Annotated in this window: 19 protein-coding genes and 2 riboswitches; of the genes, 10 read left to right on the forward strand and 9 right to left on the reverse strand. The window is 70.0% G+C overall.

The genetic code is table 11. The annotated features are described in order from the left end of the window. Positions 1-7 precede the first annotated feature (7 nt). Positions 8-577, forward strand: a complete 570-nt coding sequence (locus tag CDN99_RS06845) for a Csu type fimbrial protein (protein ID WP_202820237.1) — start codon at positions 8-10, stop codon at positions 575-577. A gap of 141 nt (positions 578-718) precedes the next feature. On the opposite strand, the gene CDN99_RS06850 is transcribed toward CDN99_RS06845, so the two are convergent. The 4 genes from CDN99_RS06850 to gcvT all read right to left on the reverse strand — a co-directional run bounded on the left by CDN99_RS06850 (position 719) and on the right by gcvT (position 6,796). Then, positions 719-2,110, reverse strand: coding sequence for an L-serine ammonia-lyase (locus CDN99_RS06850; RefSeq protein ID WP_088383938.1), 1,392 nt, complete (start codon positions 2,108-2,110; stop codon positions 719-721). 33 nt (positions 2,111-2,143) lie between these two features. Beyond that, entirely contained in the window at positions 2,144-5,038 is a 2,895-nt protein-coding gene (gcvP, locus tag CDN99_RS06855; RefSeq protein WP_088383940.1) for an aminomethyl-transferring glycine dehydrogenase, read from the reverse strand. Positions 5,039-5,212: 174 nt separating this feature from the next. Then, a complete protein-coding gene (gene gcvH / locus CDN99_RS06860) occupies positions 5,213-5,587 on the reverse strand; it encodes a glycine cleavage system protein GcvH (protein ID WP_088383942.1) in 375 nt (124 codons plus the stop codon). A gap of 87 nt (positions 5,588-5,674) precedes the next feature. Next, complete coding sequence (gcvT, locus tag CDN99_RS06865; RefSeq protein WP_088383944.1) at positions 5,675-6,796, reverse strand: glycine cleavage system aminomethyltransferase GcvT; 1,122 nt, start codon at positions 6,794-6,796, stop codon at positions 5,675-5,677. A 66-nt stretch (positions 6,797-6,862) separates the two neighbouring features. After that, a riboswitch (glycine riboswitch) is annotated at positions 6,863-6,981 on the reverse strand. 11 nt (positions 6,982-6,992) lie between these two features. After that, positions 6,993-7,096: riboswitch (glycine riboswitch) on the reverse strand. A gap of 109 nt (positions 7,097-7,205) precedes the next feature. Between gcvT and CDN99_RS06870 the strand changes: the two genes are divergently transcribed. Next, positions 7,206-8,030, forward strand: a complete 825-nt coding sequence (locus tag CDN99_RS06870) for a hypothetical protein (RefSeq protein ID WP_088383946.1) — start codon at positions 7,206-7,208, stop codon at positions 8,028-8,030. A gap of 71 nt (positions 8,031-8,101) precedes the next feature. Here CDN99_RS06870 and CDN99_RS28140 read toward each other — a convergent pair whose 3' ends face one another. Continuing rightward, positions 8,102-8,428: a hypothetical protein gene (locus CDN99_RS28140; protein ID WP_141100676.1), complete on the reverse strand. Its 327-nt coding sequence runs from the start codon at positions 8,426-8,428 to the stop codon at positions 8,102-8,104. Positions 8,429-8,462: 34 nt separating this feature from the next. Here CDN99_RS28140 and CDN99_RS06875 point away from each other — a divergent pair, with 34 nt between their 5' ends. The 6 genes from CDN99_RS06875 (at position 8,463) to CDN99_RS06900 (ending at position 14,784) form a co-directional block, all read left to right on the forward strand. Beyond that, entirely contained in the window at positions 8,463-9,140 is a 678-nt protein-coding gene (locus tag CDN99_RS06875; protein ID WP_141100677.1) for a hypothetical protein, read from the forward strand. A 60-nt stretch (positions 9,141-9,200) separates the two neighbouring features. After that, positions 9,201-9,860, forward strand: coding sequence for a response regulator (locus tag CDN99_RS06880; RefSeq protein WP_088383950.1), 660 nt, complete (start codon positions 9,201-9,203; stop codon positions 9,858-9,860). Next, on the forward strand, positions 9,857-11,257 hold the full coding sequence (locus CDN99_RS06885; RefSeq protein WP_088383952.1) for an ATP-binding protein: 1,401 nt from the start codon (positions 9,857-9,859) through the stop codon (positions 11,255-11,257). Before CDN99_RS06880 ends, CDN99_RS06885 begins: the two co-directional genes overlap by 4 nt. A 133-nt stretch (positions 11,258-11,390) precedes the next feature. Further along, positions 11,391-12,977 (forward strand): DegQ family serine endoprotease, encoded by a 1,587-nt coding sequence (locus tag CDN99_RS06890; RefSeq protein ID WP_193531695.1) that lies wholly within the window; start codon positions 11,391-11,393, stop codon positions 12,975-12,977. Between the two features lie 216 nt (positions 12,978-13,193). Beyond that, positions 13,194-14,144 carry a site-specific tyrosine recombinase XerD gene (xerD, locus tag CDN99_RS06895; protein ID WP_088384422.1) on the forward strand — a complete coding sequence of 317 codons (951 nt, stop codon included), beginning with the start codon at positions 13,194-13,196 and terminating at the stop codon, positions 14,142-14,144. 118 nt (positions 14,145-14,262) lie between these two features. Beyond that, a complete protein-coding gene (locus CDN99_RS06900; RefSeq protein WP_088383954.1) occupies positions 14,263-14,784 on the forward strand; it encodes a hypothetical protein in 522 nt (173 codons plus the stop codon). On the opposite strand, the gene CDN99_RS28145 is transcribed toward CDN99_RS06900, so the two are convergent. Further along, positions 14,712-15,122, reverse strand: coding sequence for a hypothetical protein (locus CDN99_RS28145; protein WP_141100678.1), 411 nt, complete (start codon positions 15,120-15,122; stop codon positions 14,712-14,714). The two genes, CDN99_RS06900 and CDN99_RS28145, sit on opposite strands and share 73 nt — an antisense overlap. Positions 15,123-15,728: 606 nt before the next feature. Here CDN99_RS28145 and CDN99_RS28155 point away from each other — a divergent pair. Further along, on the forward strand, positions 15,729-16,523 hold the full coding sequence (locus CDN99_RS28155; protein WP_141100679.1) for a hypothetical protein: 795 nt from the start codon (positions 15,729-15,731) through the stop codon (positions 16,521-16,523). Positions 16,524-16,557: 34 nt separating this feature from the next. On the opposite strand, the gene CDN99_RS06910 is transcribed toward CDN99_RS28155, so the two are convergent. After that, positions 16,558-17,112 (reverse strand): Lrp/AsnC family transcriptional regulator, encoded by a 555-nt coding sequence (locus tag CDN99_RS06910; protein WP_088383958.1) that lies wholly within the window; start codon positions 17,110-17,112, stop codon positions 16,558-16,560. 116 nt (positions 17,113-17,228) lie between these two features. Between CDN99_RS06910 and CDN99_RS06915 the strand changes: the two genes are divergently transcribed. Further along, positions 17,229-17,831: a MarC family protein gene (locus CDN99_RS06915; protein WP_088383960.1), complete on the forward strand. Its 603-nt coding sequence runs from the start codon at positions 17,229-17,231 to the stop codon at positions 17,829-17,831. Here the strand turns inward: CDN99_RS06915 and CDN99_RS06920 are convergent. Beyond that, a complete protein-coding gene (locus tag CDN99_RS06920; protein ID WP_088383961.1) occupies positions 17,810-18,418 on the reverse strand; it encodes a GNAT family N-acetyltransferase in 609 nt (202 codons plus the stop codon). The genes CDN99_RS06915 and CDN99_RS06920 overlap by 22 nt on opposite strands. Positions 18,419-18,437: 19 nt before the next feature. Further along, entirely contained in the window at positions 18,438-20,576 is a 2,139-nt protein-coding gene (locus CDN99_RS06925; protein WP_088383962.1) for a CHASE domain-containing protein, read from the reverse strand. Between the last annotated feature and the right edge of the window lie 171 nt (positions 20,577-20,747).

Raw genomic sequence — 20,747 nt, forward strand, 5'->3', positions numbered from 1 at the left:
CACCGACATGAGCATCACCAAGCAAGCCCAGGCGATCCGCGCCCAGCGGCACAGCAGTTTCAAGACCGCCGTCCTGCTTTCCGGCCTGGCGATCGGCGCCGGCCTGATGTTCAGCGTGGCGCAGGACGCGCGGGGCGCGACCCCCGTCACCAACACCTTCCAGGTGACGGCGACGATCAACAGCTCCTGCACCGTGTCGGGCTCCAACCTGAACTTCGGCTCCGCGATCGATCCGCTGGCTGCCGCGACGCCGCTGGACGCGACCTCGACGCTGACGGTCACCTGCTCCAACAGCACGCCGTATGCGGTCGCGCTGAACGCCGGCGCCAACGCCGGCGGCGCGACCAACTTCTCCAGCCGCACGATGTTGAGCGGCGCCAGCACGCTGGCCTATCAGCTGTACCTGGATTCGGGCCGCTCCACCGTGTGGGGCGACGGCACCTCGTCGTCCAGCAGCAAGAGCGGCACCGGCACCGGGTCGGCGCAGTCGATCTCGGTGTACGGCCGGATCCCGTCGCTTGCGAACGTGGTGCCGGGCAGCTATACCGATACGGTGACCGTCACGGTCACCTACTGATTCAGCGTCCGGACCTCCCTGTCCGGGCCCCGTTTGCTCGAGTGCTGACGCTCAGCGTCGCCCGCCGCGATTGACGACCCAGGCGATCCCCCCTCGCCACGGACGCACGCGGACGGCCTCCCCCTCTGTCAGGGCGGCGAGTCAGCACTCGACAATATTCACCGCGAGACCGCCGCGGGCGGTTTCCTTGTACTTGGTCATCATGTCGGCGCCGGTCTCGCGCATCGTCTTGATGACCTTGTCCAGGCTCACGTGGTGCGTGCCGTCGCCGCGCAGCGCCATGCGGGCCGCGTTGATGGCCTTGACCGACGCGATCGCGTTGCGCTCGATGCAGGGGATCTGCACCAGTCCGCCGACCGGATCGCAGGTCAGCCCCAGGTGGTGCTCCATGCCGATCTCGGCCGCGTTCTCGGCCTGCTCGGGCGTGCCGCCCATCACCGCGCACAAGGCCCCGGCCGCCATCGAGCAGGCCACGCCGACCTCGCCCTGGCAGCCGACCTCGGCGCCGGAGATCGACGCGTTTTCCTTGTAGAGGATGCCGATCGCGGCCGCGGTCAGCAGGAAGTCGATGATGCCGTCCTCGTTGGCGCCATGGAAGAAGCGCGCGTAGTAGTGCAGCACCGCCGGCACGATGCCGGCCGCGCCGTTGGTCGGCGCCGTGACGACGCGACCGCCGGCGGCGTTTTCCTCGTTCACCGCCAGCGCGTACAGGTTGACCCAGTCCATCACCTGCAGCGGATCACGCAGCGCCGCTTCCGGGTTGCCGGTCAGCTCGCGGTACAGATGCGCCGAGCGCCGCCGCACCTTGAAGCCGCCCGGCAGGACGCCCTCCGTGCGGCAGCCTCGGGTCACGCATTCCTGCATCACGCGCCAGATGTTCAGCAGACCGGCGCGGGTGTCCTCGTCGGTGCGCCAGTGGCGCTCGTTGCGGCGCATGATCTCGGCGATCGAGCAGTTCTCCCGCGTCGTCATCTCCAGCAGCTCCGCGCCGCTCTTGAACGGGTAGGGCAGCACGGTGGTGTCGGGCGCGATCTGCTTCTGCTTGCTGCCGTCGGCCAGCACTTCCTCGCTGACGACGAAGCCGCCGCCCACCGAGTAATACACCCGGTTCTGCAGCTCGTTGCCGTCGGCGTCGAAGGCGATCATGCGCATGCCGTTGGCGTGCAGCGGCAGGCTCTGGCGGCGGTACATCGTCAGGTCGCGCGCCTCGTCGAACGCCACGGGGTGGTCCCCGCCCAGCGCCACGCGTTTGTCGCCGCGGATGGCGGCCAGGATCTCCGGGATGCGTTCCACGTCGACCGTGTCCGGCTCATGGCCGGCCAGGCCCAGCAGCACCGCCGTGTCGCTGCCGTGGCCCTTGCCGGTGGCGCCGAGCGAGCCATACAGCGCCGTCGCGACCCGCACCGTCCGGTCCAGCACGCCCTCGTGACGCAGACGCTGCACGAACATGCGGGCGGCACGCATCGGCCCCACGGTGTGGGAACTGGACGGCCCGATGCCGATCTTGAACAGGTCGAATACGGAAACAGCCATGAGGAACCTTCTGGGGACCTTCGGGGAACGGGATCACTCGTCGGCGTAAGCCGACAGCGGTGGGCAGCTGCAAACCAGGTTGCGGTCGCCGTAGACGTTGTCCACGCGTCCGACCGGCGACCAGTACTTCACTTGCCTGAGCGCGGGCACCGGATAGGCGGCGTCGTCGCGGCTGTAGCCGTGCGTCCACTCGGCCTTGAGCAGGCTCTCGGCGGTGTGCGGGGCGTTGACCAGCGGGTTGTCCTCGCGAGGCCAGGCGCCGGACTCGACCTTGGCGATCTCCTCGCGGATCTGGATCATGGCGGCGATGAAGCGGTCCAGCTCGTAGCGCGATTCGCTCTCGGTCGGCTCGACCATCAGCGTGCCGGCCACCGGGAAGGACAGTGTGGGCGCGTGGAAGCCGTAGTCGATCAGGCGCTTGGCGACGTCCTCGGCCGAGATGCCGGAGCTGTCCTTGAGCGGGCGCAGGTCCAGGATGCACTCGTGCGCCACGCCGCCGCCCTTGACGCCGTCGACGTTACCGCTGAAGTGGATGTCGTAATGGTCGGACAGGCGCGCGGCCACGTAGTTGGCCGAGAGGATGGCGGTCTCGGTGGCGGCCTTCAGGCCGTCCTCGCCCATCATGCGGATGTACATCCAAGAGATCGGCAGCACCGCCGCGTTGCCCAGCGGTGCCGCGGACACGGCGCCGATGGCGGACTTCTCGCCCAGGCCGGCCGAGCGATGCGCCGGCAGGAAGGGCACCAGGTCCTCGACCACGCAGACCGGGCCGACACCCGGGCCGCCGCCGCCGTGCGGGATGCAGAAGGTCTTGTGCAGGTTCAGGTGGGACACGTCGCCGCCGAACTGGCCCGGCGCGGCGATGCCGACCAGCGCGTTCATGTTGGCGCCGTCGACGTAGACGCGGCCGCCGTGTTCATGCACCAGCGCGCAGATCTCCTTGACGTGCAGGTCGAACACGCCGTAGGTCGACGGGTAGGTGATCATGATCGCGGCCAGGTTGGCGCTGTGCTGTTCGCACTTGGCCTTCAGGTCGACCAGGTCGATGTTGCCTTCCTTGTCGCACTTGGTCACGACGACCTGCATGCCCACCATCTGCGCCGACGCCGGGTTGGTGCCGTGCGCGGACTCCGGGATCAGGCAGATCTTGCGATGCGCGTCGCCGCGCGACTCGTGCCAGGCCTTGATGATCAGCAGGCCGGCGTACTCGCCCTGCGAGCCGGCGTTCGGCTGCAGCGACACGCCCGCGTAGCCGGTCGCCTGGCACAACCAGGCGGTCAGTTGCTGGTCCAACTGGGCGTAGCCCTGCAGCTGGCTCTGCGGCGCGAACGGGTGGACGTGCGCGAACTCGGGCCAGGTGATGGGGATCATCTCGCTGGTCGCGTTCAGCTTCATCGTGCAGGAGCCCAGCGGGATCATGCTGCGGTCTAGCGCCAGGTCCTTGTCGGCGAGCTGGCGCAGGTAGCGCAGCAGTTCCGTCTCGGAATGGTGGATGTTGAAGATCGGGTGCGTCAGGTAGGCGCTGGTGCGGACCAGCGCGGCCGGGATCAGCGCGGCGGCCGAGTCGGCGCCCGCGAAGGCGTCCGGCACGGCCTTGCCTTCGGCGAAGACCGTCAGCAACGCCTGGATGTCGGCGCGCGAGGTGGTCTCGTCCAGCGTGACGCCGATGCTGTCGTCGCTGGCGCGGCGCAGGTTCATGCCGGCGGCGACGGCGGCGGCCAGCACCGGACCAGTGTGCGCGCCGGTCAGCACGTGCACCGTGTCGAACGAGGTCTCGTGGACCAGCGTCAGGCCCAGCGCCTTCAGGCCCTGGGCCAGCACGGCGGTGTAGGCGGCCACGCGCTGCGCGATGCGCTTGAGGCCCTGCGGACCGTGATAGACCGCGTACATGCTGGCCACGACGGCCGGCAGCACCTGCGCGGTACAGATGTTGGAGGTGGCCTTCTCGCGGCGGATGTGCTGCTCGCGGGTCTGCAGCGACAGGCGGTAGGCGGGCTTGCCGTGCGAGTCCACCGACACGCCCACCAGGCGGCCCGGCAGGCTGCGCTTGAACTCGTCGCGGCAGGCCATGTAGGCGGCGTGCGGGCCGCCGGCGCCCATGGGCATGCCCAGGCGCTGCGTCGTGCCGACGACGATGTCGGCGCCTTGCTCGCCCGGCGCCTGGATCAGCGTCAGCGCCAGCAGGTCGGCGGCGGCGACCAGCAGGCCGCCCCGCGCGTGGACCGCATCGGCGATCGCCTGCAGCGGGCGCACCACGCCGGTCACGCCGGGGTACTGCACCAGCGCGCCGAAGCATTCCGCCTGGCCGGCGTCCTCGGCCTTGCCGACCTGGACCGTGATGCCCAGCGGCTCGGCGCGCGTGCGCACCACTTCCAGCGTTTGCGGCAGCACGTCGTCGGCGACGAAGAAGACCTGGCTCTTGCTCTTGCCCATGCGGGCGGCCAGCGTCATGCCTTCGGCCGCGGCGGTGGCCTCGTCCAGCATCGAGGCGTTGGCGATGGCCATGCCGGTCAGGTCGCAGACCATGGTCTGGAAGTTGACCAGGGCCTCCATGCGGCCTTGCGAGATCTCGGCCTGGTAGGGCGTGTAGGCGGTGTACCAGGCGGGGTTCTCGAGGATGTTGCGCAGGATCACGCCGGGCGTCAGCGTGCCGTGGTAACCCTGGCCGATGAAGCTCTTCAGGATCTGGTTGCGGCCCGCGATGGCCTTGAGCTCGGCCAGCGCCTGCGCCTCGGTGACGGCGGCGGGCAGGTCCATCTTCGCGGCGCGCTTGATGGCGGCCGGCACGATCGCGTCGATCAGCGCGGCGCGCGAGGCGGCTCCGATCGCCGACAGCATCAGCTGCTCGTCATGAGCATCGGGGCCGATGTGGCGGGCGTGGAATTCGCGATCGTTCTCGAGTTCGGCGAAGGAGGGCAGGGCGGACATGGCGGGGCGATCCTGGAGAGAGGTATTCGTTGCCGAGCGCATTCATGCGCGCGGCGATGACCCGAAGGTCGTCGGGGTGCGGAGTCGGGAGGGGCCGCCAGGCGCAAACCGCAGCCATGGCAGCGCCATGGCGAGGATTTGCAACGACATGGACTGCCCGAATCCGCGGCCCGATCAGGAGTTTTTGACGAGGGTGTCGTAGGCGGTGGAGTCCATCAGGCCGTCCAGCTCCGACGGGTTGGACAGCTTGACCTTGAAGAACCAGCCGCTCTTGAGCGGGTCGCTGTTGGCCAGCGACGGGTCGTCGCGCAGGGCCTCGTTGACCTCGACGATCTCGCCCGACACCGGGGCGTAGACATCGGCGGCGGCCTTGACCGACTCGACCACGCCGGCCACGGCCTTGGCGTCGAAGGACTTGCCGACTTCCGGCAGGTCCACGAACACCACGTCGCCCAGCGCGTCCTGCGCGTGGACCGTGATGCCCACGGTAACGGTGCCGTCGCCGGCGATGTCGACCCACTCGTGGTCAGGGGTGTACTTGATGGTCATGGAAAGGCTCCGTCGAGTCGGAAGGAAAGGGTTGAAACGGGGCTGACGCGCGAGGCCGGCCCGGCGGCCGCGACCGCCGGATGCGCATCAGCCGCGGAAGTATCCGTTGGGCGTGAACGGCGTGGAAGAGACCGTCATCGGGGTGCGCTTGCCGCGCACCTCCGCGAACAGCTCGGTGCCCAGCGCGGCATGGGCCGTCTGCACGTAGGCCAGCGCCACCGGCTTGCCCACCGTCGGGCCGAGCGTGCCGCTGGTGACCACGCCGATCTCGGCGCCGTCGGCGTTGACCAGCCTGGCGCCTTCGCGCACCGGCATGCGTTCCGAGCTCACCAGGCCGACGCGCTTCTTCGCGACACCCTCGGCGAACTGGCGGTCGATCACGGCCGCGCCGGGGTAGCCGCCGGCACGCGCGCCACCGGCGCGGCGCACCTTCTGGATCGCCCAGGTCAGCGAGGCCTCGACCGGCGTGGAGGTCGTGTCGATGTCGTGGCCGTACAGGCACAGGCCGGCTTCCAGGCGCAGCGAGTCGCGCGCGCCCAGGCCGATGGGCATCACCTCCGGCTGGGCCAGCAGCTTGCGGGCCAGCTCGACCGCGCGGTCGGCGGGGACCGAGATTTCGTAGCCGTCCTCGCCGGTGTAGCCGGAGCGGGTGACGAAGGTGGGGATGCCGTCCAGGTCGAAGAAGTTGCCGGTCATGAAGACCAGCTTGGCGACGTCGGCGTTCAGGCGCGACAGCGCGGTCACCGCCTGCGGCCCCTGCAGCGCGAGCAGCGCCTGCTCGGGCATCGGGCGGACCTCGCAGCGGCCGCCCAGGTGCTTTTGCATGTGGGCGATGTCCTGGTCGCGGCAGCCGGCGTTGACGACGACGAACAGGCCGTCGGTGCGGCGAGCCACCATCAGGTCGTCGAGGATGCCGCCCTCGTCGTTGGTGAACAGCGCGTAGCGTTGCTTGAACAGGCCCAGGTCGACGATGTCGACGGGGACCAGCGTCTCCAGCGCGGCGGCGGCGTCGTCGCCCACCAGCAGCACCTGGCCCATGTGCGAGACGTCGAACAGGCCGGCGGCGGCGCGGGCGTGCTTGTGCTCGGCCATCACGCCGGCGGGGTACTGGACCGGCATGTCGTAGCCGGCGAAGGGCACCATCTTGGCGCCGAGTTCGATGTGCAGTGCGTGCAGCGGGGTCTGCAGCAGGGTCTGGTCAGCGGACATGTCTCGCTCCGAGGGCATTCGTCGTAGCCACCCCCGACTGTGAACCGATCACGTCCGGGGTGGGGATATGCCCTCGCTGTCCGCTTTACCTGAGAGATTGGCCGTCGGTGGTTGACCGGCGGCTTGCCCCTTCGGTGGACGGGCTCGACCGATGGTCCGCCCCGCCTCTCTCCAGTGAGGAACGCCCGAAATCTCGGACGTCTCGTCAGTCCTTTTGCCTGAGCGTTCGCAGCATGGGATCACCGGTGCCACTGCGCCTTCGGCGGCCCCCGCGAGGGGGCTCTCTCCTGACTGGGGCGCATTGTAGTCACGGATTCGGCCCCGGCGGGCGACTAGGCGTCACACGTGAACTTACCGATGTCGGGTGCAGACCCAAGACCTTCCTCTGCCGATCTCGAAAGGAACGACCATGTCCAGGATCACCGCTTTCAACGAGGGGCTGTTCTTCGGCCGGAACGTCGGACGCAACGACCACGATGCGATTCGCGCGCGGATCGCGGACTGGGATGCGCGGAGCGTCCCCGGCGAAGGCAACGATCCTTGCGATCGGCCGCCGCGCGGGCAAGGCGAGCCGCCGCCCTCGACGTCCGCCGTGCTGAGGCGGCCCATGCACTTTCATGTCGCCAGGCTCGGTCGATCGCAGCAGGTGCGACCGCCGCCAGGGCATGCGCCGCTGGCGAAGGCGGAAAGCACGTCCATCGCGCCGTCGGCCAGCGGCGCTGGCGCCGCGGCCGCCGTCGGAGGGCCTCGATGGACGGCCAGTACGTCCACGCAGTTCTTCCAGACGGTGGCCATCTGCGACCACCGCAGCGATCAGGTCCAGGCGTTGTCTGACCGCATGACCGCACCGACGGGTCTGAAGGGCTGGTGGCGGCGCGTGACCGGACCGAGGCAACCATCGGTCCACGAACTGGCTTCGAATCTGGCGCGGCCGTTGCTCCACGAACTGCGAAACACACCGGCGCTCGGCGACCCGAGGCAGACCTTCGACGCGCTGAGCGAGCGGCTTGTCCGCCACAGTTTCGATGCGTTGGACGAGGTGGGACGCGGGCGCTGGACGGAGCGGGTCAACGGCTCCGTCAAGGGCAGCTTCGCAGCGGCTCTGCGGTATCAGGAAAAGCTCTGCGGCGATCTGGACCTGGATTGTCAACACACCTCGAAGATCGAAGCGGAGATCGCCACGCTGATGGTGCTGCGGCGCATGAAGGAGGTCGCCACGGCGAAGCGCGGCTGAACGGCCCACCCCGGTCCCCCGCCACCGCATGAGGCCCGCCGATGCTGGGCCCTCGCCACGTGATTGGGTTGTCATGTGCCGTCAAGGTTCGGATGCACACAGCGTCGTGGCTCGCGCGGGCGGGCCGAGAGCGAAACCAGCGACATGCCGAACATTGCATCGATCTCCGCGTTCTTCACGCGTTGTCTTGGGTTTGAGCCGGACTTCGGACGAAAGCCGACGTCCGCCGACACGAAGGCCTCGCCGTTCGAGTTGCTGTCGGCCGCTCGAAAGCCGAAAACGCTGCCGAACTGGCGCCTCGCCGAGGGCGTCACGGCATGGAAGGACGCGTTGCGGTCGGGGCTGTCGTCCACGTCGGCGCCACTGGCGTCCGGGGGTGTCCTGCCGAGCATCGCCATCGAACGGGGCGCCCGGCGAGACAGCGACCTGCTCGTGCATCTGGCCGATCTGGCGTTGAACCGGGGCGTGGCCAGCGTGGCGGTGCCCGTCACGGCCGAGCCCGATGCCCGCACCGCCGCCCCGCACCGCTCGCTGGTCGAGCGCCTGCTCGGCGGGGAGCTGTCGGTCACGGGGGCGTCCCCTTGCCACGGTGAGTTGTCGATCAAGACCCGACCGCGACCGGAGCAGTCGCGGAACGTCTCCGGCGTGATCGACGTCATCGTCGAAGGCGAGGGCGGGCTTCGGTACGTGAGGACCCTCTCGGTTCACGCGCTGCCGCTGAACGGGCCGCGGCAATTCGCCGAGCGCTTGCGCTCGGCCCTGGTGCTGGGCGCGCGTTATCGCTCCGAGCCGGTCCGGTCCGGTCTGGGCAAGCCCCCTCACTGCGCCGGGTCCGCCGAGCCGGTGGCCGGTGTCGCCGTGCCGGGCGTGGCCCTGATCCACGACCTGGGCGCCGAGTCGCTGGGGCCGTGCATCGCGGCGGTGGACCGGCTGCGGGCGGGTCGATCGTCCCGTCGCGCGGTCGGGGCGGCGGCCGCGGCGGTCGAGAAGGCGAATCGACCGCGATTGCCGCCGCCGCCGCGCGATCCGCGGCGCGATTGGCGTGCTCCGGTGGTGGTGCCGATCGGGCCGGTGTTGATCGCGCCCATCAAGCCGGACCGCCTGCGCTAGGGGGCGGCCGCCATCCGTGCGGGGCCACCGGCGGCGAGTGGGGCGTGCACAATCGCGCCCATGCGACTCCTCCTGGTTGAAGACGACCTGATGATCGGCGAGCAACTGCTCGAGCTGTTGCGCGCCGAGGGCTATGCGGTGGACTGGGTGCGTGACGGCGAGATCGCCGACACCGCGCTGCAGTCCCAGACCTACGACCTGGTGCTGCTCGACCTGGGCCTGCCCAAGCGCGACGGCATGAGCGTGCTGCAGGCGCTGCGCGGTCGCAAGCAGGCGGTGCCGGTGCTGATCGCCACCGCGCGCGACGCCACGGCGCAGCGCGTCGCCGGCCTCGACGCGGGCGCGGACGACTACGTGCTCAAGCCCTTCGAGCTGGATGAACTGCTGGCCCGCATCCGCGCGCTGCTGCGCCGCGCCGCCGGCCGCGCCGAGCCGGTCTACGAGCACATGGGCGTCAGCATCAACCCGGCCACGCGCGAGGTCACCGCCAACGGCCATCCGGTCACGCTGTCGGCGCGCGAGTGGGCGGTGCTGGAGCCGCTGCTGGCGCGTCCGGGCATGGTGCTGTCGCGTCAGCAACTGGAGGAAAAGCTCTACGGCTGGAAGGACGAGATCAGCAGCAACGCGGTCGAGGTCTACATCCACGGGCTGCGCAAGAAGCTCGGCGCGGAGCTGATCCAGAACGTGCGCGGCGTCGGTTATCGGGTGCCCAAGGAATGACCGGGCGCCGCCTGACGCTGCTGCCCCGTTCGCTGCGTTACCGGCTGCTGCTGTTCCTGCTCGGCGCGATGCTGATGAGCGCGCTGATCCAGGGCATGAGCGCCTACCGCAATGCGCTGATGGAGACCGACGAGATCTTCGACTACCAGATGCAGCAGGTGGCGCTGTCGCTGCGCGCGGGCATGGGCACCGGGCTGCCGTTGCCGCTGGGCGAAGAGCAGAGCATCGACCTGATCGTGCAGGTCTGGGGGCTGGACGGCACGCCGCTGTACCGCTCCGCCGGACCGGACTGGTTGCCGCAACGCGCGGTGCTGGGGTTCTCCAACGTCGAGCTGCGCGGCAAGCGCTATCGCGTGCTGGCGATCCAGGGGCGCTTCCAGGTCGTGCAGGTCGCGCAGGACATCGCCGTGCGTCAGCGCATGGCCGGTCAACTGGCGTGGCGCACCGTGCTGCCGACGGCGCTGATGCTGCCGATGCTGGCGCTGGTCGTCTGGTGGGTGGTCAGCCACTCGCTGGCGCCGCTGGAGCGGGTCCGGCAGCAGCTGTCGCGCCGCGTCGCGCAAGACCTGGCCCCGGTCGACGAGTCGGATGTACCGAGCGAGGTGCAGCCGCTGGTCGGCGAACTCAACGGCCTGCTGGATCGCGTGCGGCAGGCCTTCGACAAGCAGCAGCAGTTCGTCGCCGACGCGGCGCACGAGTTGCGCTCGCCGCTGGCGGCGCTGAAGTTGCAGTTGCAGTCGGTCAAGCGCGCGCCGGACGAGGCGGCGCGGGCGCAGGCGCTGGAGCGGCTGGGGCTGGGCATCGACCGGGCCTCGCACCTGATCGAACAACTGCTGGCGCTCGCCCGCCAGGACAGCGCCAAGGCGCAGGCGCCGGCGCAGCCGCTGCCGCTGGACGCGCTGTGCCGCGCGGTCGTCATCGACGGCGCGACGCTGGCGCAGGCGCGCGGTGTCGACCTGGGCCTGGGGCGCTGCGACGCGGCGCAGGTCGACGGCCATCCCGAAGCGCTGACCATGCTGCTGCGCAACCTCGTGGACAACGGCATCAAGTACGGCCGCAGCCGCGTCGACCTCAGCCTGGAGCGCAGCGGCGGCCAGGCGCTGCTGGTCGTGGAGGACGACGGCCCCGGTATTCCCGACGCGGAGCGTGGACGGGTCTTCGACCGCTTCTACCGCTCCGAATCGCAAGCGCAGCAGGCGCCCGGCAGCGGCCTCGGGCTGGCGCTGGTGCGCAGCATCGCGCAGGACCACGGCGGCGCGCTGCGACTGGGGCACAGCACCGCGCTGGGCGGACTGCGCGTCGAGCTGGCCCTGCCGTTGTCGCGGCGCGGGCAGACGGCCGCGCCGGCCTTGCCGCCCGCGTCCGCGCCCCAGCCGCCGAGCCTGCCGCCAGCTTAAGAGCGACCTAAGCGAAGGTCCCCACACTTCAGCCATCGAGTCTGCACGCCGGTCCGTCGGACCGGGATCCGCGGGATCCAGACCCTCCGCGGACGTCGTCGCACGGCAGGCTCCCTGTTCTCAGGAGGCTCAGATGGCTCAAGTGGAAAAGATGATCTCGCTGAAGAAACTGGTGTGGGCGCTGGCCGCGGCCGGCGTGCTGGGCGTGACCGGCGGCGCGCTGGCGATGCGCGACGCGAAGCTGACGCCGGCCGCGGCCACGTCCGACGGGACCGCCACGTCGACGGCGCCGTCGGCGCTGTCGACCGACACGCAGGTCGCCGCCGTCACCACGCCGCTGGCCAACGCCGCGGCCCCCGTCAACTACACGCCGCCGCCCGCCGGCATGCCCGACTTCGCGCAGATCGCCGCGACGCAGGGTCCGGCGGTGGTGAACATCAGCGTGTCGGGCACGGTGAAGATGCGCGCCTCGCGGGCGCCGCAACTGGATCCGGACGATCCCTTCTACGAATTCTTCCGCCGCTTCGGCGTTCCCGGCATGCCCGGCGGCCCGGGCGGCGGCGAGGGCGGCAGCCGCGAGGTTCGTGGCCAGGGCTCCGGCTTCATCGTCAGCGGCGACGGCATCGTCCTGACCAATGCCCACGTGGTGCAGGACGCGCAGGAAGTCGTCGTCAAGCTGACCGACCGCCGCGAGTTCCGCGCCAAGGTGCTGGGCAGCGACAAGTCCACCGACGTGGCGGTGCTCAAGATCGAGGCCAAGAACCTGCCCACGGTGCGGCTGGGCGCGACCAAGGACCTGCGCGTCGGCGAATGGGTGCTGGCGATCGGCTCGCCCTTCGGTTTCGAGAACAGCGTCACCGCCGGCGTGATCAGCGCCAAGGGCCGCTCGCTGGGCCCGGACGAGAGCCGCGTGCCCTTCCTGCAGACCGACGTCGCGATCAACCCCGGCAACTCCGGCGGCCCGCTGTTCAATGCGCGCGGCGAGGTGGTCGGCATCAACTCGCAGATCTACAGCGCGTCGGGCGGTTACCAGGGCCTGTCCTTCGCGATCCCGGTCGAGGTGGCCAACAAGGTGCGTGCCCAGATCGAGAAGGGTGGCAAGGTGCAGCACGCCAGGCTCGGCGTGATGGTGCAGGAGGTGAACCAGGGCTTCGCCGACTCCTTCAAGCTGGAACGCCCGGAGGGCGCGCTGGTGGCGAATGTGGAGGAGGGCGGTCCCGCGGCGAAGGCCGGCCTGCGCTCCGGTGACGTGATCCTGAGTTTCAAGGGCCAGCCCATCGTGGCCAGCGGGGACCTGCCCGCGCTGGTGGACCAGACCAGCCCCGGCGACAAGGTCGCGATCGAGGTCTGGCGCGGCGGCAAGCGCGAGACGCTGTCGGCGACCATGGGCAATGCCAACGACAAGGCCGCCAAGGTGGCCAAGGCGGACGACGCCAATGCTGGCGCGCACGGCAAGCTCGGCCTGGCGCTGCGTCCGCTGCAGCCCGAGGAGCGTCGCCAGCTCGGTACCCGCGACGGCTTGCTGATCCAGGAGGTCAACGACGGCAGCGCCGCGGCGCGCGCCGGTGTGCGGCCGGGCGACGTGCTGCTGGCCGTCAACGGCACGCCGGTGCAATCGATCGAGCAGGTCCGCAGTGCGGTGCAGGGCGCCGACAAGTCGGTGGCGCTGCTGGTGCAGCGCGGCGGCGACAAGATCTTCGTGCCGGTGCGCATCGGCTGACATCGGCCGGGGTCGGCCCGGCCCAGATTTTCCGGTCTCCCAACCAACCGCTGCCTGTGGCGGTTGCTCCGTGGGCCCGCGCGTGGTGGCGCGGGCCCTTTTTTTTCGCGGCCTTCGTCGACGCCAGGGTGATCCTGCGTGTCGGCCTCCGGTGGCGGCGCGTGTCCCGCATTGACCCCGATGGCACGCCGAATCAGGGCTGGCATCATGCGCGCCATGTCGTCCTCGCCCTCGACCCCCCAACCGCCCACCGCGACGCCGCGGTCCGCCGTCCGCGAGCAGAGCCAGCGCGCCATCGACGCGTTCATCGAGGCGCTGTGGATCGAGGAAGGCCTGTCGCGCAACACGCAGCTCGCCTATCGGCGCGACCTGCAGCTGCTGGCCGACTGGCTGGCGGCGCAGCCCGGGCAGTCGCTCGACCAGGCGTCGGAGGTGGACCTGATGGGGTATGCCGGCAGCCGCCACGAGGGCAGCAAGGCGACCTCGACGAATCGCCGCCTGTCGGTCTTCAAGCGCTACTACCGCTGGGCGCTGCGCGAGCGCCGCGTCGTGCGTGATCCGACGCTCAAGATGCTCGCCGCGAAACGGACGGTGCGGTTGCCAGGGACGCTGACGCAGGCGCAGATCGAGGCGTTGCTCGACGCGCCCGATGTCGGTACCGCGCAGGGCCTGCGCGACCGCGCGATGCTGGAGCTCATGTACGCCAGCGGTCTGCGCGTCACCGAACTGGTGACGCTCAAGAGTGTCCATGTCGGCCTGCGCGAGGCGGTGCTGCGCATCACCGGCAAGGGCGGCAAGGAGCGGCTGGTGCCGTTCGGCGAGGAGGCGCATGCCTGGCTGATGCGTTACCTGCGCGAGGCGCGGTCGCTGCTGCTGACGGCGCAGAACACCGATGACCTGTTCCTGACGAAACTCGGCAAGGCGATGACGCGGGAGACCTTCTGGCGGCTGGTCAAGAAGTACGCGCTGATCGGCGGCATCACCAGCCCGATCTCGCCGCACACCTTGCGGCATGCCTTTGCCACGCATCTGCTGAACCATGGCGCGGATTTGCGTGCGGTGCAGCTGTTGTTGGGCCATGCGGACCTGTCGACGACGCAGATCTACACCCATGTGGCGCGGGAGCGCCTCAAGGCGCTGCACGCCGCACATCACCCGCGGGGCTGAAGGCGCGAGGGTGGTCGGCCGGGCTCGCGAACCCTTCCGCGACGGCCCGACACCAACCCCGCATCCCCTCCTTTCCGGACCGGCCCGCTTGCCCGGCATGCGGCCTTCCGCCCTCCGCATGACCTTCATTCCCACCTTTGCCGCCCATCCCCGTCTCGACGGCTGGTCCCAGCCTTCCTGGTCCACGCGGCAACCACCCCCGAACACGCCCTGGCCGCCGCTGGATCCGGGCATCAACCCCGCGCATCTGCTGCATCTGGAGCACGACGTCCTGGGTCTTCCCCCCAGCATTCCCACATATCTCAACGCGACGATGCTGCCTTTCACTGGCAGCTATCTGCCGCCGGTCATGCAGGCCGCCTTGCCGCCCGTGGGCACCCCCTTGCATCCGCAAGGGTTCATCGGCTTCCTGGCTGGGCTGCATCAGCAGAGCATCACCGACGTGATGATGGTGCGTGGGGGCCAGGGGACGTTCGGATCGCCGCTGCTGCAGCAACTCGGCCGCCCGGGGCAGTCGGTGACCTGCTCGGTGCCCGGGGCGGACGGCCAGCCGGTGACGGCCACGGTCTATCGCACCGATGTGCCTTGCGAGGATGGCAGCTGGCTGATGCAGTCGATCTGTCGCATGGGGCGCGCATGATGTCGTCGCAACTGCTTCGCGTGCATGAGGCCGACGCGCGCCCGGATCGTCCCGCCGCCCTCCTTGACGGCGTGTCGCGAGGCTTCGGTTCCTGGCACCAGGGACTGGCCCGCGGCGAGGATCGCCGCATGGCGGTCCTCTGCGACGACGGCGCGCGGCGTTCCGGCGCGGCCATCTCCCTGATGCATCAGATGCAGCTGCAGCACATGAGGACGACTCTGGGGCAGGGCGCGATGATGACGCTCCAGTCCCGAGAGGCGATGCATCAACGCTTCGACCTCGAGTGCCGCGAACAACGCGGTGAAGCGTTCGGGCAAGGCCAGCAGGGGTTGCTCCATGCCGCGTTCAGGCAGATGGCGGAGCCGCCCCGGCCAATGCCGGAGCAGCCAATGCCAGCCGGTTTCAGGCCCGCGTCGAGTGCGGTGTCGGCCGATCAACAGGTGTTGGACCAGACCATTCCGCCCCAGGACGCTGCGCAGTTGCCGGCGCTGTTGCAACGCCCGCCTCGGGCCATGCCGGCGCCTTCGCCCGGTCCCGCCCCGGTCAGGGACGGCGACACGCAGACAGAGTCCATCGACGAGCCGCCGCCTCGTCCGACCACTCCACCGCCGGGACGCCCCGCCTCTCGGCGCGCGACGACAGTCAATGACGGCGGAACGCAGACCGAATCGACGCCAACCACGATGCCGGCGGTAGCCTCGTCGACACCCGCACCCGCACCCGCACCCGCACCCGCACCCGCACCCGCACCCGCACCCGCACCCGCATCGACATCGAAACCTGCGCCCGCACCCCAACCTGCACCAGCGTCGGCGCCCACCGCAACCGATCCGGTAGCGCCTCCCCGCCCTCGAAGGGATGAGCGGCGGGCCGCCATCGGTGCGGGGTCCGCGCCCCTCCCCAGGTCATCGATTTCAGCGCCAGGGCTTCAGCGCAGTCTGTCCATGCCGAGCCCGCCCACCCATGATCCGGAGGCAGAGGAGGCTCGGACGATTGCCGCGAAGCTGTCTCACGCGGCCAAGCCGCCGACACTGGATCCCGGCGCCGCGGATGCCCGGCGTGAGGCCGCGGCCCGGGCTCAGGCCCAACAAGCGGCGCTGACCCGCTCGCTGGAGAAGGCGCGAGGCGATGTCGCGAAGTCGGCGACGGTTGCGCGCGCTTCCAGCGAGTCGGCGCTGAACATCGGTGCCTCGTCCAGTGCGACGAGCACCTCGATCCGGCGCGCCGCGACCACCGGCGATCTCACTGCGTCCGGAGATCGCTCGGCAAGCGCTCCAGGTCCGGTCGCACGCGAAATGAGGTCGCTCTTCCAGGCGCTCTATGTGAAGAAGGATCCCGTCGGTCTCGAGAAGCGGATCGAAGTCCACATGCAGCCGCTGGTCGACCGCATCCGTCAGCACCACCGCAACCTGCCGCCAGAGGAGCGGGCGAAAACCACCGAGGCCGAGTACGTGCTGCGCGCCCTGGTCCGGTCCGCCGGTAGTGCGGCCGCCTCGCTGCCGCCGCAGGAGCAGGCGCGGCTGGCGACGCTGGTGACCCAATCGGGCGGCAGCTTCGACCTCGCACGGCGCGCGCACGGAACGATGTTGGAGGAGCTGTCGCAACTGGCTGGCAGCGATCGTCTGGATGCGTCCGCCGTGTCGCGCCGGTTGAAGGACGTGACCCGTCGCCAGGAGACCTTGAACTACGTGTTGGTGGCCATGGAACGCGCCGCGCGATCGAGCGAAAGCGACGCCTGAACCACCATCCCGGCGGTTCACTCCAGCCACCGGATCAAGCCACCGGCAATCCCGCCGGTGGCTTGATCTCCTCCAGACAGATCATCGACCGCACGTCCGCGACGCCGTCCAGCTGCATCAGCTTGTCGGTCAGGAACTTGGACAGCGCCTGCAGATCACGCGCCACCACCTTGAGCAGGTAGTCGCAGTCCCCCGATACGGTGTGGCACTCCAGGATCTCGGGGAAGTCGCGGATCAGCGACTCGATCTCCCGCACGCGCACGAAGGCCTGGGCGGTGATGTTCAGGCTGACATAGGCCGTCACGCTCAGCCCCAGCGCCAGCGGCGCCACGTCGGCGCGGTAGCCGCGCAGCACCCCGCGCTCCTCCAGCGCCCGTACCCGACGAAAGCATTGCGGCGCCGAGAGGTGGACTTGCGTCGCCAGGTCCACGTTGGACATGCGCCCGTCGCGCTGCAGCGCGGCGAGGATGCGCCGATCGATTGCATCGAGCGCGCCACCGGCGCCAGTCGCCGCGGTCCGTGACGGACGATCGGCCCTGTCCGGGGTCGTCGGCGCGTTCGTGAGCGTGTCTTTGTCCAAGTCGTTCATCCCCGGCATCGTGATGAGAAATTGTTGCGATTCTATGCAGAACAATGAACGAAGCTTTCGTGGCCTGACGCCAACGCCTGTGGGCGCCAGGCGCGCCTTCGGGGACAATCGCGGCCATGGATCACAGCTTTCTCTCCGCCCTCATCCTGCTGCTGCTGGTGCTCGACCCGCTGGGCAGTCTGCCGATCTTCATCCCGATCATGCGATCGGTGCCGCGCGAGCGCCGCCTGCGCGTCGCGCTGCGCGAGGTCGGCATCGCCTTCGGCGTGCTGCTCGCGTTCATGTTCCTGGGCGAGGGTTTCCTGCGCCTGATGCACCTGTCCGAGCGCTCGCTGGAGGTGGCCGGCGGCGTGATCCTGATCATCATCGCCATCCGGATGATCTTCAGCCACGCGGGCGAGTCCGCCTACGGCGTCGAGACGGGGCGCGAGCCGCTGATCTTCCCGCTCGCGGTGCCGCTGCTGGCCGGTCCGTCGGCGATGGCGACGGTGCTGCTGCTGGCCTCGCGCCAGCCGGACCGCATCGGCGAATGGGTCGGTGCGCTGTTCACCGCGATGGTGATCTCGTTCCTGGCGCTGATCCTGGCCGACCGCATCCGCAAGGTGCTGGGCGACTCGGTCGTCTCCGCGATCGAGAAACTGATGGGCCTGGTGCTGACCGCCATCGCGGTGGAGATGATCCTGGCCGGCCTGAAGCGTTACTTCGTCGGCGGGCTCTGAGCGGCGGAAGCTGAGCGTCCTTCCCCGGCGACGGCCGCGATCTCCTGCGCGGCCTTGCTCGACGCCGGGCAGGCGCGCCACTCGTCCACCGTCATGCCGTAGACCGCGCCGTCGAAGTCGTACCAGTGTTCGATGCCGCGAAAGCGCATGCCCAGCTTCTCCATGACGTGGGACGAGCCGGCGTTCTCCTGGTCGCAGAAGGCGACCAGTTGCGGCGCCCGCAGGTCGTCGAACGCGAAGGCCGCCATGCGGCGCGCCGCTTCCGACGCGTAGCCGCGGCTCCAGCGGTCCGGGCGCAGGCGCCAGCCGAGCTCGTGCGGCAGGGCCTGATCACGGCCCAGATGCTGGACGCAGCCGGCGCCGACGATCTGGCCGGTGTCCCGCTCGAAGAAGGTCCACCAGCTGTAACCCCACTCGGCCCAGCGCGCCTTGACGCGGTCGATCATCGCCTGCGTGTCCTCGATCGTGTCCGGCTTGCCGGTGATGTAGCGCATCACCTCGGGCTCGCGGTTCATCTCGAACAGTCCTTGCAGGTGCGTATCGGCCATCGGCACGAGACGCAGACGGGGCGTGAGGAGGGTGGTCATCGGCTGACTGTAGCCGCGCTCAATCGGCATGACTGCGGTCACCCCGAGGCGATGTCGGCGAGGTTCCGGGCGCCTCTGCCGAAGTGGCTGCTGTCGTGCGCGACGGGCCTTGCCGCAGCGCGGACAGGTCCACCTCGATCGGCTCCGCGCCGCCGTTGAGCAACCGGATCCGGCAACGCCCGGCGCGCTTGGACTCGAACATCGTCTGGTCCGCGCGGCTCAGCAGCACCTCGGGTGCGAGCCCGTCCATGGGGAAATGCGCCACGCCGAACGAGCTCCCCACCTGCACCACCGCGCCGCTGGACAGGCGCACCGGCTCCAGGATGGCGCGCAGCAGCCGTTCGCAGACGCCGCGGCCGTCCTGGTGCGACGGCAGCGGCGTGAGCACCACGACGAACTCGTCCCCGCCCACCCGTGCCGCCGTGTCCGAGGCGCGCAGGCCGTCCCGCAAGCGGCGGGCGATCGCTTGCAGCACCTCGTCGCCCGCATCGTGGCCGTGCGTGTCGTTGACCGCCTTGAAACCGTCCAGGTCGAGGAAGGCCACGGCCACCATCTGGTCCTGCCGCTGCGCCGCGTGGATCGCCTGCTGCAGCCGGTCGGCCAGCAGTACCCGGTTGGGCAGGCCGGTCAATGCATCGTGGAAGGCGGCCTGCTCGACGCGCGCCTCGTAGGCCTTGCTCTGCGTGATGTCGGCCATCATCCACAACGTGGTGTCTTCGTCGCGCTCGCCGGGCAACGCGACGCCGTTCAGGTCGATCCAGATCGGCGAGCCGTCCTTGCGCCGCATCTGGATCTGGCTGCGGTAGTGGCCGCCACGCTGCAGCACCGGATAGGCGTTCTGGCCGAGCGCGAGGTAGGTGGCCTCGTCCAGGTAAAGCTGCCGCACCGGCACGCCCAGGAGTTCGTCCTCGGCGTAGCCGAACAACCGCTCCAGCGCGCGGTTCTTCCAGACGATGTTGCGCTCGCGCAGCTTGGCGATGCCGATGATGTCGGCGTCCAGCATCGCCTGCTGGTCCAGGGTCAGGCGCCGCAGGTCCTCGGTCATCGTGTCCGCCAGCGCCTGGGCACGGGCCCGGCCGGCCGCCAGCAGGTAGGTGGTCGCCGCCAGCAGTCCGGTCAGCAGGCAGCCGATCAGTCCGGGCCCCCAGCCGGCGGCGTCGATGACGCGGCGCTCGTACGCGCGCGACATCGCCGCCTCGATGCGGAAGCCGCGACCGCCAATTTCCAATCGGCGCTCCGCCGACACGATCCGGTTGTCGAAGCCGGCCCGCGACGACGGATCCGCGTCCAGCGCCTGGATGCCGGTGGCGGAGTCCAGCAGCAGGTCTTCCGTGTGGGTGTGGTCGTCGACCATCAGGCGGAAGTCCACCGGCGCGGCGGCCATGCCTTCCTTGAGTCCGGCCAGGATTTCCTGCGCCACCAGCGGCGCGTACAGCAGGCCGATCAGCGCGCGTCGCCGCTGGACGGGATCGATCGGATCGGCCCCCTCGCGGAACACCGGCACCACCAACTGCATGCCCGGGCCGTGGGCGCGGTCCTGCAGCAGCGGCACGGGCGCAGACAACGAGGTCTCGCCGGTGCGGATCGCCCGCTCGATGTTGTCGCGACGGATTGCCTCGGAGCCGAGGTCGTAGCCCCATGCCGCGTAGTTGGCCGCCATCGGCTCCACGTGGGCGATGACGAACAGGTCCGGCGCATCACCGCGGGTGTGCACCGCGAACTGCGGCGCGCCGTCGGCCTGTTGCTCGGCGACGAAGGTCGACAGTTGATCGCGCGGGACATGGGCGGCGAAGCCGAAGCCGCGCACGCCGGGGAATTCCCGCGGCAGGTCGCGCGACTCGACGTAGGCGCGGAAGGACTGCCGGGTGATGTGACCCTGCATCGCCGCGATCGCGCCGCGCGCGCCCTTGAGCCCGTACACCGGCTGCACGAAACGCTGCACGATGTCCCGCTGCAGGCGGTCCATCTGGGCGTCGAGCTGCAGGCGGGCCTCGGCCACCACGCGGTTGCGGTTCCAGAGCATGCCGCTGAGCGTCAGGGCCAGGCCGATCAGCAGGACCAGCAGCGCGCCGACCACGGCGCCCATCGACGGGCCGTCGCGACGGTCGGGCGGGCCCACGACGATGGCGGGGCGGGGGGCGGTGGAGGCGTGGGTCACAGGCGGGGCGGCTCGTGGCCGCGGGCGCTGAACACAGCCGCCAACTGTAGAGCAGCCCCGGCGCGCGCGCACGGGCGGCCGTGCATGGGCGGGGCTCGTTACATCTGAGGCGTGCCGGACGTGACGGACGGGGCGGGGAAGTCCTATCCTCCCCCGCTCAAGGGGGCGGCG

The organism is Roseateles aquatilis (assembly GCF_002205645.1).
GTDB lineage: Bacteria > Pseudomonadota > Gammaproteobacteria > Burkholderiales > Burkholderiaceae_C > Roseateles > Roseateles aquatilis.